Origin of the sequence: Synechocystis sp. LEGE 06083 (assembly GCF_015207725.1) — a bacterium.
GTDB classification, from domain to species: domain Bacteria; phylum Cyanobacteriota; class Cyanobacteriia; order Cyanobacteriales; family Microcystaceae; genus Synechocystis; species Synechocystis salina.
This window is the reverse complement of sequence record NZ_JADEWJ010000090.1, coordinates 1-13,299: the sequence shown is the minus strand read 5'-3', so window position 1 is coordinate 13,299 and position 13,299 is coordinate 1. Positions and strand designations below refer to the sequence as shown.

Here is a 13,299-nt window from a genome sequence, read left to right as displayed (position 1 = left end):
GCCCTAGCCATCTTGCCCCGCCCCGACGGCCAGCCCTTGCCCTACGGTGGCCAAGTCTTACCCAACGCTCCCGATTTACCTTCCCTGCCACCGGGCTCCAATCCCATTAGTTTCAGACCGCCCCGACCCCGCTCTGTGCCACCCCGCTCCACCAATTTGCTGGACACCATTCCCCAGGTGGCGGAAGTGCGGAGGTTTTATCAACAGCAGTGGCAACCGGCGGAGGATCAAACCCAAACCTTGGAATATCGTCTGCAAATTGAACCCAATGGCACGGTGAAAAGAACTGTGCCCCTAGGCCGGGCCGCTAGCATTTACATGGCCCGCTTACCCCAACCTGCGCCGGGGGAACCGTTGGTGTCTCCCCTGGCCGATGACAGAGTGGAAACCATCCGCCTAGTCCTAACTCCCCTGGGGGATGTGAAGGCTTTTCTGGAAGATCAACCCAAATAGTCCCCAGCATTAAGCAAAAAAAAGCCCGCTGGTTTTTCCGTCGGGCCTTGTTTAATTGGTTTTGAAAATGTTTTCAAGATTCCACTCCCAAGTTTGAAGGAGAGTAGATAAAAGCCCCCAGTATTGCCGGAACTAGGTCGATTGGGGGGGCAAACTAAAGCTCTTAGTTTCCAGAGTTTGAAGGCTGATGCCTAAGCTAGGGCCGCTACTTTGGGCCAGCGTCCCACCGTTTGGCCAATCACGGCCAATTGTTGCATGGTTTCATCAAAGCGGTCGGGGGTGAGGGATTGGGGCCCGTCGGACATGGCTTTGGCTGGGTTGGGATGCACTTCAATCATCAAGGAATCGGTGCCCGCGGCGATCGCCGCCATGGCCATGGAAGGCACATACTCAGACTTACCAGTACCGTGGCTGGGGTCGATCATAATGGGCAGGTGGGTGAGGGAGCGCAGCACAGGCAACACCGACAAATCGAGGCAATTGCGGGTGTAATGGCCATCAAAGGTACGAATGCCCCGCTCACAGAGAATCACGTTGGGGTTGCCCGCCGCCAGAATGTATTCCGCCGCCATTAACCACTCATCAATGGTGGCCGCCATGCCCCGCTTTAACAGCACCGGCTTATCCTGGGCCCCCACCTTCTTCAGCATGGAGAAATTCTGCATATTGCGGGCTCCCACTTGGATCACATCCGCCACTTCCGCGATGATTTCTAAATCCGCCGCATCCATGACCTCGGTGATGATGCCCAAACCAGTGGCTTCCTTCGCCGCCGCCAACAGACCCAAAGCACTTTCGCCATGGCCTTGGAAAGCGTAGGGAGAAGTGCGGGGTTTGAACGCGCCGCCCCGTAAGAACTGGGCCCCGGCTGCTTTAACTCGACGGGCCGTTTCCACAATCATAGTTTCATTTTCCACGGAACAGGGCCCGGCCACCACCGCCACAGGATGGTTCTTGCCGATCGCCACGGGGCCAGCGGGGGTAGAAACAATCACTTCGCTGTATTCCCCATGGCGAAAAGTCAGGCTAGCCCGTTTAAAAGGTTGTTCCACCCGCAACACATCCTCAATCCAGGGGCTAACTTCTTGGATTTGCAGGGGATCAAGTCCGGCGGTTTCCCCCACCAATCCCATCACTACTTTATGTTTGCCGACGATTTTTTCGGGGGTCAGGCCCCGTTCAGTAAACTCCTTACCAATGCGCTCAATTTCTATATCTGGGGTGCCGACTTTCATGACGACGATCATGATAACTTCCTCTTTCGATAGGGTGGAACAGGGGGAAATTTTTTAGCTACAAGCTTAATAACAAATGCGGACTCGCAAAGCCGAACTAATGGTAATTTTAACGAAATTATTTTGACCAGCAGGATTGGGCAACCATTATTGACCAATCGTTAACTTTGTTAACAAAAATTCACAAATCTTGAACATTGCCCAAAGCTATTTAACGATCGCCGTTGTCCGGGGCCGTTTGTTGGGCATTGCGCCAGACAGCGATGGTGCGACCCAGGTTGAGGCGAAATTCTGGCCAACCCCACAAACTACCTGGTTCATCTTCCCAGGAGGTGGAAAAAATGCCATAGCTTAGACCCACCACCCCCAGACCAAAAAACAGCAGGCTCACCGCAAACACCACATAGGTGGGAATTTCAAACCAGTCCCGGCTCACAACGAGGTAAAAAAGCACAAAGGACAACATGCCCAAACCGGTGGGAATGCCGGAAAACAAGGCCATGCGCTTGACCATCCGCTGGCTCACCACGGCGGGAATGCCACTGTCCGCTGAGCGGCGGGATTTTTTTTCTTTGGCACTGCTGGTTTTACTGCTGGGGGCCGCCACTGAGGGGGGCTTTTTTTCGACCTTTTTCTTTTTGGATTTCCGTTCAAAAGGAAGGCGGTCTCGGTTGGTGGGGTCAGCCATGGGAAAAATGCAAAAACTTAACGACGGATACCGAGGCGTTTGATCAGGGCTTGGTATCGTTCCGGCTCCCGGGCGTTGATGAAACTCAATAGACGCTTACGACGACCAATCATTTTGAGCAGGCCCCGACGGGAGGCGTGGTCTTTGGGGTTAGCTTTGAGGTGCCCTGTGAGCTGGGTAATTCTTTCTGTCAAGAAGGCCACTTGCAGATCAGCGGACCCAGTATCAGTCTCGTGGGCTTGATACTCGGTCATCAATTCTTGTTTACGGACTTGGGTTAAGGACATATTCTCTGTGAAAAAAACCTGAGCGGTAAAATACTAGGCGATAAATTTCGTTGCAATCTCTTACTATATCACGTTTGCCGGAGGTCCCCTTCCCCGGACCAAGGGGGGCAGTTAATTGGTAAGGAAGGGCGTGGTTGGGTAGATTATTCCAGATTCAAAACAGATAGCTGTGGGCCAAACTGAGCAGAAAAGTTAATTGCCCCGCCAGAAGGAGGAGGTAGATGACAATGCGCCGCTGGAAGACAGACAACAATAGCCCAATGCTTTTGACGTCGATCATAGGGCCAAAGACCAAAAATGCCAGCAAGGAGCTACCGGTGAAGGTGGAGACAAAGGAAAGGGCAAAAAATGAGTCCACTGTGGAGCAGACCGATACCACCACCGACAACAGCATCATGGCCAGAATGGAGCTAATGGTGCCCTGCCCCAACAATAAAATCCATTCCCTCGGAATAAAAACTTGGATAACGGCGGCGATTAAACTGCCCAAAATTAGCATGCCACCCAATTCCCGCAGTTCCTGCACAATATTGTCGGTGAACATTTCCCAACGGCTGGGGGTAATGGGGGGTAAGAGGGTTTCCACCGCTTGCTCATCTAGTTTCAGCAGTTGACCGCTGTTGCCACTACCCAAAATAAAGGTGCCCGATTGCAAAAGGGGGGACTCACAGGCGATCGCCGGGGGAGATTCCTCGGGACGATTGAGGTAGGCCAATCTGCGACCCAGGGCAGGCTTGAGCAGGGGCACTGCATCCAACTGACGACTAAACACCCAACTAATGATCACAGTGATGATTAAAGAACAGACAATGCGGGCCACTACCATGCCCGGTTGGTCCCGGAAGGCCACCCAGGTGGACCAAATCACAATGGGATTAATGGTAGGAGCGGCCAACAAAAAGGCCACCGCCACCGAGGGGGGTAGACCCTGCATCAAAAATCTTCTGGCCACGGGCACATTGCCGCACTCACACACCGGAAACATAAACCCCACCAGGCTACCGGCGATCGCCCCCAGGAAGGGATTACGGGGGATGTAGGCAATTAACTTTTTTTCATCGCTGAATACTAACAGAGCACTGGAGAGCACCACCCCAAAGGTGAGGAAGGGAATGGCCTCCACCAGTAAGCTCAAAAAAATAGTAAAGGCTTCGTGCAATTGGGTCATGATTCAATCAAAGCCAGGCAGACTTAGCCCAGGGGACAAAAAAATTCCTGAAGCTCAGGGTGAGAGGAGCAAAAAATGATAATACCAAACTGCGATCTTTCTAGGGTTGAGTCGGGGGAGGCGTACTCTCTGTCCCCCCGCCCTGGTTATTGGGTTCCGTCGGTGCCAAAGGATTCTGGGGTGGAGGCAACTGGGGATTTTCCACCTGTAGTTTAATGGCCGCCAGCAATTGTTTTAGCCCCTCTTCCTCCGGATAAATTTTTGTCAACTTCTCCATTGGGGCGATCGCCCCCGCCAAATCCCCCATCTGCAAACGTGCTTCCACTAGACCTTGCAAGGCGTTGGGGTTATCCGGTTCCCGTTGCAACACCTTTTCATAGCCTTCGGCGATCGCCTTTAACTGCTCTATTTCCGCCGCCGTTGGTTGTGTTCCCTGGGATGGGGCTTCCGTTTGGTTTTGGTTAGCATTGCCCCTCAACATAGTCAGCATCGGCACCGTCATCATGCCCAGAAAAGCCAACCCCGAGGCAATGATGAACGTCTTTTGTAAAATCTTTTTGGTGGAAGCCATAGAAAAGGGGGAATGCCCAATAACAACAAAATCAAACTTTAAGGTTATACAACCTAGCCATAGTAGGGGGTTTCTTTGACCATTAACCGAGAAAATTAGGCGGGGGGTAGGGGATAGTAGAAGAAATAACCATACACTCCCCAGGCAAAGGCCGAGCCGCAGATTAGGGCTAATAGTAACAAGCTTTGCCCCTGGCCCATGCCCAGATTCCGCAACTCAATCCGACCGAGAATGGCCGCCGCCAGCAGCAACAAAAATGAAGTGAAATAGTTAAACCACCGCAGGGCCACCACAAACACAAAACACCAAAACACCATGGACACCATCGACCGCAGTTCCGATTTGGCCCAATTACCTACCACATAGGTCATTAAGGTAATGGGGGTAGTCAAAGCTAAAGTGGTCAACGTGATAATAAACAGAGTGAAAATATGGATTAAAGCCAGAACCGTCCTCTGATCAATATCGACCCGCAGGCCCTTGAGATGTTCATGGAACATAATGCTCCAGGGCACACTGGCCTCAGCCAATCTCCAGCCAAAGGCAACATAGGTAATAATTACCAAGGCAATGGACAAAAAAGGAATAGATTTGAGCCAGGGCATGGGCAGTTTTCCCCCCAGGGCTAAGGACTAGCGTGATCAAAACAGCCAAAAAAGAGAAAACGAAGAAGGCATGGTCGGCCAAAGGAACCCACCGCCATCTTCGTTAATCTTCGTCCCAAAACCAATCAGGACATGAACTGAATGATGTAATCAAAATAGGGAGCTGTCTCATTGGCATCCTCTGCACTCAACAGTCCCAAAGCTGCATCTTTCAGTACGTTCACCGCATCCACCATGCCCGGCACCGGCACATCTAAGGAGTTGTACATCTCCTTAACACCGATTAAACCAGTGGTTTCAATGGGTTCTTTGTTGCCCGCTAAAACGCCATAGGTAACTAGGCGCAAATACCAACCGTAATCCCGCAAGCACTGATTGTATTGCCGTTGACCGTAGGCATTACCCCCCGGGGCTCGGTATTCAGGATGCTTTTTAAACAGTTGTTTTTGGGCTTGATCAACTATCTTTTTTTCATTTTCGGCCAAGGTTTCCGCAATGCGAATACGCTGGGCACCGGTGGTTAAAAATGCCTGGATCCCTTTGAGTTCACCGCTAGTGGGGTAGCGGAGTTGATCGTCGGCTTGCAAAATAACTTGACTAACTACACTCATGATATCAACAAGAATTTCATATCATACTGTAGTTTAGCCTGAGTTGCCCCATACCGCCCCAGGCTAAATACCCTCCTCCCGAGGCGGTAGATTTTTTGACCAGCTACTTGCCTAGACGGCCACTGCTTGGGGGCTAGAAGCAAAGGCCGCTTTCAACACATCCACTTTATCGGTGTATTCCCAGGGTAAATCTAGGTCATTGCGGCCAAAATGGCCATAGGCGGCCACATCTTGATAGAACCGCCCCCCCCGTTCAGCGGGCAAATTCCTTAAATTAAGGGATTGGATGATACCAGCCGGGCGCAGTTCAAAGTTTGCCAACACCACTTCCAGCAGTTTTTCTTCGTCCACCTTGCCGGTGCCAAAGGTATCAATTAAAACGCTGACGGGGCGGGCAACCCCAATGGCGTAGCTGACCTGTACTTCGCATTTATCCGCTAAACCAGCGGCCACAATGTTTTTGGCCACATAGCGGGCGGCATAGGCTGCAGAACGGTCTACTTTGGTGGGGTCCTTACCAGAAAAGGCACCGCCGCCATGGCGGGAATAACCACCGTAGGTGTCCACGATGATTTTTCTTCCCGTTAACCCCGCATCCCCCTGGGGACCTCCCACAACAAATTTGCCGGTGGGATTGACAATGAAGCGGGTTTTATCGGTAGGTTTGAGGGCAATGTCGCTGAAGCAATGGCCCACCACCACGTCCCAAAGATCGGCCTTAATTTTGGCCTGCACTGCATCGTTATCGGTGATATCGCCAATGTGCTCGTCGTGCTGGGTGGAAATGAGAATGGTGTCAATGGCTACGGGCAAGCCATCTTCGTACAGGATGGAAACTTGGGTTTTACCGTCGGGGCGCAGATAGCCCAATTGGCCGGACTTACGCACTTCCGATAAGCGCAGGGCAATGCGGTGAGCCAAGCTGATGGGCAGGGGCATTAATTCTGGGGTTTCGTTACAGGCATAGCCAAACATTAGGCCTTGATCGCCGGCACCGATTTTGTCTAGCTCATCATCGCTGAGGGCGTGGCGTTGTTCCTGGGCGGCGGTTACCCCCTGGGAAATGTCGGGGGACTGTTCGTCGATCGCCAGCATGACAGCACAACTGTTGTGGGAAAAGCCGTTGTCGGCATTGGTGTAGCCAATTTCAGCAATTTTCTGGCGGATTAATTCGACAAAATTGATGTGGGCTTGGGAAGTAATTTCCCCCGTCACTAGGGTTAAGCCGGTGTTGACTACGGTTTCCGCCGCTACTCGACTGTTGGGGTCTAAGGTTAATAGGGCATCAAGAATGGTATCGGAAATCTGGTCACACACCTTATCGGGATGGCCTTCTGTCACCGACTCGGAAGTAAATAAATAGCGCTTAGACAAAGTCTTCAGTCCTCGTACACGATAAAGGCTATTGGGCAAACAAGACCTTCAACAAAGCTTGTTAAGTTAAATTAACATTTCATCATACAGGTTCTCTCCCCCGGTAAGAAAACGGCGATCGCCAAAATTTGTTCCCCAGGCTACCAAGGGCTGGTTTGCTCGAAAGCTCGAAAATTATAATTAACTTCCCCTCGCTCCCCTGCGGACAGAGGGCAATGACGATGACTTACCCTCCTTGGAGAGGAGCATTGGCTAGCAATGTCACTTTTTAAACGGGTTGCAGAACGTCCTGGGATTGTTGGGCTTTGAGGGCTTTTTCTAACAGTTCCGGCCCAGCTGACGCTAATAGACGGGAATCGCTCAGGGTACGGCGCCAAAATTTAGCCCTGGGTTGACCATTAAATAAGCTCAATAAATGCCTGGTAATTTGATTAAGGCGATCGCCATGGCGTAAACGCTCTTCCACATAGGGCAACATACGCTCAATAATTTCTGCTCGGCTGGGGATTAAATTTGTTTTTTGGTAAATATCCCGGTCTACCGTGGCAAAAAGGTAGGGATTTTCGTAGGCGGCCCTCCCCACCATTACCGCATCTACATGGTGGAGATGGGCGTTGATCTGCTCCATTTGGGTAATGCCACCGTTAATTTCGATCGCCAATTCAGGGCAGTCTTTTTTCAACTGATAGACATCTTGGTAGCGTAACGGCGGAATGGTGCGGTTTTCCTTGGGACTGAGACCCTGGAGCCAAGCTTTACGGGCGTGGACAGTGAATCTTTGGCAACCAGCTTGGGCCACAACGGTCACAAATTTGACTAGGTCTTCATAACTATCCTGATCATCAATGCCGATGCGATGTTTGACGGTAACGGGAATGGCCACAGCCCTTTGCATTGCTGCCACACATTGGGCGACCAACTCCGGCTGAGCCATGAGGCAAGCCCCAAAATTGCCGCTCTGCACCCGATCACTGGGACAACCCACATTTAAGTTAATTTCGTCATAGCCCCAATCCTGACCAATGCGGGCACATTCCGCCAACAGTTGCGGGTTATCCCCCCCCAATTGCAGGGCCACCGGTTTTTCCTCCGGGCTAAAGTCCAACAATTTGGGGCGATCGCCGTGGAGGATCGCTTGGGCGGTGATCATTTCTGTGTACAGCAGGGTATGCCTGGTTAACTGCCGCAGGAAATAACGAAAATGGCGATCGGTGTGGTCCATCATCGGCGCCACACTGAGGGGGTTAACAGCACCATCGGAAAAAACTTTGGTCATCAGGGCAATATTTAGGTTAAGTCAGTCTTTAGGGCAATTTCATCCGTCAGGGCGGGCAGATCCAGAGTGGCATAAATTTCCGCCAAAGGAATGGCCAAGTTCAGGGCTTCAATGTCGGCGATCGCCTCTAGGCCTTCATAGGACTTCAGTAACCAAAAATTCTGGGGAGTCCGCTGGAAACACTCCACCAAATACTGCTGGGTATTAACCAAAATATAGGCCTGCAAACTGGGCAAGGTGCGGTAATCCTGGAACTTTTTGCCCCGGTCAAAGCCTTCGGTGGATTCCGACAGAACCTCAACAATTACCCTGGGATATTGAACTATAGAGGAATTGGTATCATCATTATCTTCGCAAGCAACCACAACATCGGGATAATAGTAACGTCTCTGATTTAAGAGCATCACCCTGATATCCGCCATAAACACCTGACAATTATTCCCCATCAGGCGGGAGCGCAAAGCCAGAGCTAAATTGAGAGAAATTATGTTGTGGGCCTTGGTTGACCCGGCCATGGCATAAATCTGGCCATTGATGTATTCATGCTTAACATCACTGCGACCTTCAAACTCTAGGTAATCGTCGGGGGAAAAGTATCCATTGGAGGAGAGAGCAACCATCTGCCTTGCCAAATTTGTCTAAATTGATTGTCTCCATTTTATTGCCCCACTCCCTTTCGTTAAATATCTTTACGATCGCCTTTGGTCAGCCAAGGAAAGCTAAAATACTGGCCGGATAACCCCATTTACCGTTTCCCGAGGGGGGAGTACCCTAAGGGAGAGCGAATAGATTGCGGGCCGAAAATCCGAAAGAATCGGTAAAATGGCAAAGTCAGCATTTTCGCTTGTAAACCCAACATTACCTACAAACTTCAACAAAAAACACCTGTGGCCGATAAAAGAAGACCCCAACGCGACCTACCTCAAATTAACGAAAGAATACGTTTCCCAGAAATACGAGTCATTGACAGTGACGGTGCCCAATTGGGGATTATTACCCCCAACGAGGCCATGGAAATCGCCGACGAGCGGGGGCTCGACCTTGTGTTAGTGAGTGAGACCGCCGATCCGCCGGTGTGCCGCATCATGGACTATGGCAAATATAAATTTGAGCAGGAGAAAAAAGCCAGGGAAGCCAAGAAAAAACAACATACCGCCGACGTTAAGGAAGTAAAAATGCGGTACAAAATTGATGAGCACGATTATCAAGTGCGCATTAATCAGGCCAAGCGCTTCCTCAAAGCTGGCGATAAAGTGAAAGCAACGGTGAACTTCCGGGGCCGGGAAATTCAGCATGCCCACCTAGCTAAGGAATTACTAGACCGCATGGCAACGGATCTGGCCACCGAGGCGGACATCCAACAGGCTCCCAAACGGGAAGGACGCAATATGATGATGTTCCTTTCCCCCAAAAAAGTCTAGCCCTACGGCAACGGTGTATCCAAACCGTTAACCGTTAGATAGTTTAAATATTTTTTGCATCCCCTGGGACCATCTGAGGGGATTTTTTGCATGGCTGTTACAGTACCAATCTTGCCAGAGGACGGCACAAGTTTTCGGCCCCTGTCCTAGAATAGGTAAGTCAGCAGAGCCCCACTGGTGGAGGAAAAGGTCTTGGACGAACTGCGCTCAGCGTTGGAGTTGGCGACGGAGGATGAACTGACCCAACTAACTCAAATTCTTTTTTGTCGAAAGTTTAATCCTTTGGATTATCTGCAAACCCCTCTGCCGTTGGAGGTACAAAGCTTGGGTCGTCCGTTGTGGGAAAGTTCCCTGGAGGAAAGATTCCGTTACTTGGCCGCCGATGGTCTGACGGTTTTGCGGGGCAAGGCCAAACAATTTAGCTATCGAGATACCCTAATTCGGGTTTGTCAATTTCTCAAGGTGCCCTACGCCCAACAGATGACTACTTTGGATTTGGAGACGGATATCTTTCTCCACTTGGTTAACCAGGCTTGGCAAAAGTTGCCCCCGGCGGAACAAAATAATTTAACCCGCAAAATTCAACGGTCCTTGATTAATTCTCCCCTCCCGGAACCTCTGCCGCTGCAAATTCAACATAATCCTGTTAATGTCATCCTCAAAGGAGGTGGGGCGATCGCCGTTAGTTCGGTGCTGCGGCCTCTGCTGTTGGGACGCATTTTACAGCAGGTGACGGTACACATAGCCCAATATCAGGTGGCTAAATCAATGTTGGTGAAGGGAGGATTGAATGCGGCGGGTCAGTTGCAAAGTCAGTTGGCTCTCCAAACTGCCAAACAGGGGGTGCTGATGGGAACGGCTCGCTACGGGGCAGTGCGGACAATTTTTTCGGTGTTGGGGCCGGCCCTGTGGGGATTATTCCTAGCAGATCTGGGTTGGCGGGCGATCGCCACCAACTATGGGCGCATTATTCCGGTTATTTTTACCTTGGCCCAAATTCGCTTAACCAGGGAAACCTGTTGGCAACTGGCCTAGGTTGAGGCGAGCAAATTAGAATGCCCTAGGAACGGCGGCGGGCCTTGGATTGGCCTGGGCGGGTTTGTTTTTTGCGCCCCAGTCTTTTTTTAAGCCAACTGCTTCCCCAGTCACTGAGGCTATGGGCCATGGCCCCTGCTTCCAAGCCCAGGAAAATGATTACCAATTCTCCGCGGTGATTTTGCACCCATTGCCCCAGGGATAACCAGTCAACGCCCTGTAGCCTCCCTAAATTGAGCTTTTGTAACAGTACCAATACTATCCCCATCCCCAGGGCCGCTAACAATAACCAACAACTTAGGTACAACAATCGCAACATAGTACCGATTAAAAAGCCGTGGGAAAGGGGCGATCGATGAGGAATAAAGCGGCGGTAGGGGAGCCAGATCCACCTCAGCCAGCCCCACCGTTTATATTGGCAGGAATGGATGTCCAGATCTGGACCAAACATTAGCCCACTAAAGCCAAAGGCGATCGCCATTAGTAGGGTCAATCGGGCACTGCCGGTGCTGATAAATGCTACGGCCATAACGGCGGGGGTAGCCCCCAGGGTAATGCGGTCATGGATTTTACCTGCGGGCATGGCAAAGGGAAAAAAGGAATGGGCAACCAGGAAAAAAAATTTTTCCGACGGCGATCGAACAAAACGATAACCTATGATATAGTGATTAAGCATGAGTAAAGGGCGATTAGCTCAGTTGGTAGAGCGCCTGCCTTACAAGCAGGATGTCGGCGGTTCGAGCCCGTCATCGCCCATAGAAGTTTTGAAATTAAATGATTAAATAAGTTCAAAACGCCCAGGCTACACGCTGCCTTCCGCTTCCTCCCTAGCCTTGGCTAGCTTCTGGCGATCGTAATAGCGGTTGCTGTAGTAGCGGCCATAGTAATAACCATATCCACCGGATGTGGAAGTGATCGCATTGGCCACAATTCCCAGCACATTCAAATCCGCCAAGGCCAATTCCCTAAAGGCTTCCTTGAGGCTGTCCTTACGGGTTTTATTAAGGCGTACCACTACTAGTAGGCCATCAGTTTGATCCGCAATGAGCCGGGAATCCGTTAGTCCCAAAATGGGGGGCGTATCGATATCGATCAAAATCAGGTCAAAAGTTTCTTTCCACTGGTTCATTTTGACCACAAAGTTCTGGGAGGCGGAAACTAACTGCTCCGGGGTCATGGTGTCATCTTGAACTTTGAAATAGAACAAATTCTTGCCCAAAAGTTCAGGTAAATCGTCATTTTGACCATTGGAGTTGGCAGCTAGGGTACTGAGCACGCCATTGCCATCGGAGGTTGTATTTTCGCCCCCAAAGCCCGTGATTTTGGCCAATTTTAACCAGGCTTGTTTTTGGGGAAAATAGCGATCGCCGTCTACTAGTAGAACTTTTTGCCCCAACTTAGCGGCGGCCTGGGCCAGGAAAAAAGCCGTAGTGGATTTCCCATCCCCCGATTCAGCAGAGGTGACCACAAAGGAATGGCACTGGCGTTTGCGTTTGAGGAAAAATAGGTTGGAATAGAGCTTAGCGTAGGATTCCTGCATAGCCTCATTGGGCAGAGGGGAACCATACTTAATGCTGGCCCGCAGTTCCTTTTCCAGGGGAATGTACCCGAGGATGGTGTGATGCTGACTAGCTCTTAAGTCTTCCACACTGTGATAGGCAGGATCCAATCTATCCACCAATAAAGCGGCGCCTCCCCCTGCCAGAAGTCCCAGCATGGCAGAGAGTAAAATATCCCTGGGCAAAGTGTTGATTGGTTTATCGGGTAGGGTGATGGCGGAAACTAAGCGCCACGGCACAAAGCTCCTCGCGACTTCTACCTCCAAGGCTTGCCTTGTGGTCACCAACTGGGTTAAACCATTTCTTTGTAGCTCTAGCTCCTGTTGCAAACTAGCAAACTGGCCAGCAATGGTGGTGAAATTTTCCAGTTGATTTCTTAGTTCTGTTTCCGACTCAATCATGTTTACCAGTTCAATGTTGAGAATATCCAGCTCGATGCCAACACTGGCAAGTTCTTGCAAAGCTTCTGCCTTGGGGCCCCCCACGTCTGTGGCGGTGAGAACCTGAGCCAAATCTCCATTGCTGAGCGTCCCCTTTTCTTTTTCGGCTTCAGCTCTGATCAACTGTAAAACGTTATCCTTTTCTTCTTGCAATTGTTCCATCTGGGGGCTATTGCCAGTGTAGATGGTGCTGACCTCCGCCAATTTGAGGTTGATTTCGTTGAGACGGCTCACTAGGCCTGCATAGACAGGGGATTGCCCTAGGGAGCTCAAGCCAAAGGCACTATTGTTATCTATGCCCGTTTTTTGTTCCAGAGCATTCCGTTTGGCCGTTAGTTGTTGGATTTTGATCGACAAATTTTGCCGGAGCACATTGATTTCGTTGAGGCGCGAGCTGATATTTTCTGCTGTCTGGCTAGGATCAAAAAACTTATATTGCCGCTGCAAGGCCAACATTTGCGCTTGCAACCCTGCTACCCGGTCTTGGAATTTGGGTAACTGTTCATTAACAAAGCGGAGTTTTTCGCTCTCCTGTCTGGCCTGTTCCCTACGGGTATAGTCCAAATATTGTTCAGC

The 13,299-nt window shown here is 50.7% G+C and carries 14 protein-coding genes, 1 tRNA gene and 1 pseudogene; 4 read left to right on the top strand and 12 right to left on the bottom strand.

What is annotated here, in order from left to right; all coding sequences use genetic code 11:
- Positions 1–453, top strand: a pseudogene (locus tag IQ219_RS08850) (hypothetical protein); the annotation flags it as partial.
- A gap of 191 nt (positions 454–644) precedes the next feature.
- On the opposite strand, the gene aroF reads toward IQ219_RS08850, so the two are convergent.
- From aroF to IQ219_RS08800, 10 genes are all read right to left on the bottom strand, one after another.
- A complete protein-coding gene (gene aroF, locus IQ219_RS08845) occupies positions 645–1,700 on the bottom strand; it encodes a 3-deoxy-7-phosphoheptulonate synthase (protein ID WP_190599126.1) in 1,056 nt (351 codons plus the stop codon).
- 199 nt (positions 1,701–1,899) lie between these two features.
- Positions 1,900–2,376: a PAM68 family protein gene (locus tag IQ219_RS08840; RefSeq protein ID WP_194020680.1), complete on the bottom strand. Its 477-nt coding sequence runs from the start codon at positions 2,374–2,376 to the stop codon at positions 1,900–1,902.
- A gap of 17 nt (positions 2,377–2,393) precedes the next feature.
- Positions 2,394–2,663, bottom strand: a complete 270-nt coding sequence (rpsO, locus tag IQ219_RS08835; RefSeq protein WP_190599124.1) for a 30S ribosomal protein S15 — start codon at positions 2,661–2,663, stop codon at positions 2,394–2,396.
- A gap of 154 nt (positions 2,664–2,817) precedes the next feature.
- The gene (locus IQ219_RS08830) at positions 2,818–3,831 is read right to left on the bottom strand and encodes a permease (protein WP_194072362.1); all 1,014 of its coding nucleotides are present in this window, start codon (positions 3,829–3,831) and stop codon (positions 2,818–2,820) included.
- Between the two features lie 100 nt (positions 3,832–3,931).
- Positions 3,932–4,402, bottom strand: a complete 471-nt coding sequence (locus IQ219_RS08825) for a M48 family metallopeptidase (protein WP_190599122.1) — start codon at positions 4,400–4,402, stop codon at positions 3,932–3,934.
- A gap of 95 nt (positions 4,403–4,497) precedes the next feature.
- A complete protein-coding gene (locus tag IQ219_RS08820; protein ID WP_228016838.1) occupies positions 4,498–5,007 on the bottom strand; it encodes a hypothetical protein in 510 nt (169 codons plus the stop codon).
- Between the two features lie 125 nt (positions 5,008–5,132).
- Complete coding sequence (locus IQ219_RS08815; RefSeq protein ID WP_190599121.1) at positions 5,133–5,618, bottom strand: allophycocyanin subunit alpha-B; 486 nt, start codon at positions 5,616–5,618, stop codon at positions 5,133–5,135.
- A 111-nt stretch (positions 5,619–5,729) separates the two neighbouring features.
- A complete protein-coding gene (gene metK, locus IQ219_RS08810) occupies positions 5,730–6,992 on the bottom strand; it encodes a methionine adenosyltransferase (RefSeq protein WP_194072361.1) in 1,263 nt (420 codons plus the stop codon).
- Positions 6,993–7,260: 268 nt separating this feature from the next.
- Positions 7,261–8,268, bottom strand: coding sequence for a tRNA dihydrouridine(20/20a) synthase DusA (gene dusA / locus IQ219_RS08805; RefSeq protein WP_194072360.1), 1,008 nt, complete (start codon positions 8,266–8,268; stop codon positions 7,261–7,263).
- Between the two features lie 11 nt (positions 8,269–8,279).
- Positions 8,280–8,888: a Uma2 family endonuclease gene (locus IQ219_RS08800; protein WP_194072359.1), complete on the bottom strand. Its 609-nt coding sequence runs from the start codon at positions 8,886–8,888 to the stop codon at positions 8,280–8,282.
- Between the two features lie 267 nt (positions 8,889–9,155).
- Between IQ219_RS08800 and infC the strand changes: the two genes are divergently transcribed.
- Together infC and IQ219_RS08790 are read left to right on the top strand one after the other, a co-directional pair.
- Positions 9,156–9,689 (top strand): translation initiation factor IF-3, encoded by a 534-nt coding sequence (gene infC, locus IQ219_RS08795; protein WP_010871520.1) that lies wholly within the window; start codon positions 9,156–9,158, stop codon positions 9,687–9,689.
- Between the two features lie 177 nt (positions 9,690–9,866).
- Complete coding sequence (locus IQ219_RS08790) at positions 9,867–10,724, top strand: YaaW family protein (protein WP_194020686.1); 858 nt, start codon at positions 9,867–9,869, stop codon at positions 10,722–10,724.
- 25 nt (positions 10,725–10,749) lie between these two features.
- On the opposite strand, the gene IQ219_RS08785 is transcribed toward IQ219_RS08790, so the two are convergent.
- Complete coding sequence (locus IQ219_RS08785; protein WP_228016834.1) at positions 10,750–11,400, bottom strand: metal-binding protein; 651 nt, start codon at positions 11,398–11,400, stop codon at positions 10,750–10,752.
- Positions 11,401–11,407: 7 nt separating this feature from the next.
- Between IQ219_RS08785 and IQ219_RS08780 the strand changes: the two genes are divergently transcribed.
- Positions 11,408–11,480: transfer RNA gene (locus tag IQ219_RS08780), tRNA-Val, on the top strand.
- Between the two features lie 46 nt (positions 11,481–11,526).
- Here the strand turns inward: IQ219_RS08780 and IQ219_RS08775 are convergent.
- A partial coding sequence (locus IQ219_RS08775) for a GumC family protein (protein ID WP_194072358.1) occupies positions 11,527–13,299 on the bottom strand: 1,773 nt, incomplete at its 5' end.

Bases quoted from the DNA above. Each gene is read 5' to 3' on its own strand.
- aroF (WP_190599126.1), bottom strand. From the start codon at position 1,700: ATGATCGTCGTCATGAAAGTCGGCACCCCAGATATAGAAATTGAGCGC.
- IQ219_RS08840 (WP_194020680.1), bottom strand. From the start codon at position 2,376: ATGGCTGACCCCACCAACCGAGACCGCCTTCCTTTTGAACGGAAATCC.
- rpsO (WP_190599124.1), bottom strand. From the start codon at position 2,663: ATGTCCTTAACCCAAGTCCGTAAACAAGAATTGATGACCGAGTATCAA.
- IQ219_RS08830 (WP_194072362.1), bottom strand. From the start codon at position 3,831: ATGACCCAATTGCACGAAGCCTTTACTATTTTTTTGAGCTTACTGGTG.
- IQ219_RS08825 (WP_190599122.1), bottom strand. From the start codon at position 4,402: ATGGCTTCCACCAAAAAGATTTTACAAAAGACGTTCATCATTGCCTCG.
- IQ219_RS08820 (WP_228016838.1), bottom strand. From the start codon at position 5,007: ATGCCCTGGCTCAAATCTATTCCTTTTTTGTCCATTGCCTTGGTAATT.
- IQ219_RS08815 (WP_190599121.1), bottom strand. From the start codon at position 5,618: ATGAGTGTAGTTAGTCAAGTTATTTTGCAAGCCGACGATCAACTCCGC.
- dusA (WP_194072360.1), bottom strand. From the start codon at position 8,268: ATGACCAAAGTTTTTTCCGATGGTGCTGTTAACCCCCTCAGTGTGGCG.
- IQ219_RS08800 (WP_194072359.1), bottom strand. From the start codon at position 8,888: ATGGTTGCTCTCTCCTCCAATGGATACTTTTCCCCCGACGATTACCTA.
- IQ219_RS08785 (WP_228016834.1), bottom strand. From the start codon at position 11,400: ATGCTTAATCACTATATCATAGGTTATCGTTTTGTTCGATCGCCGTCG.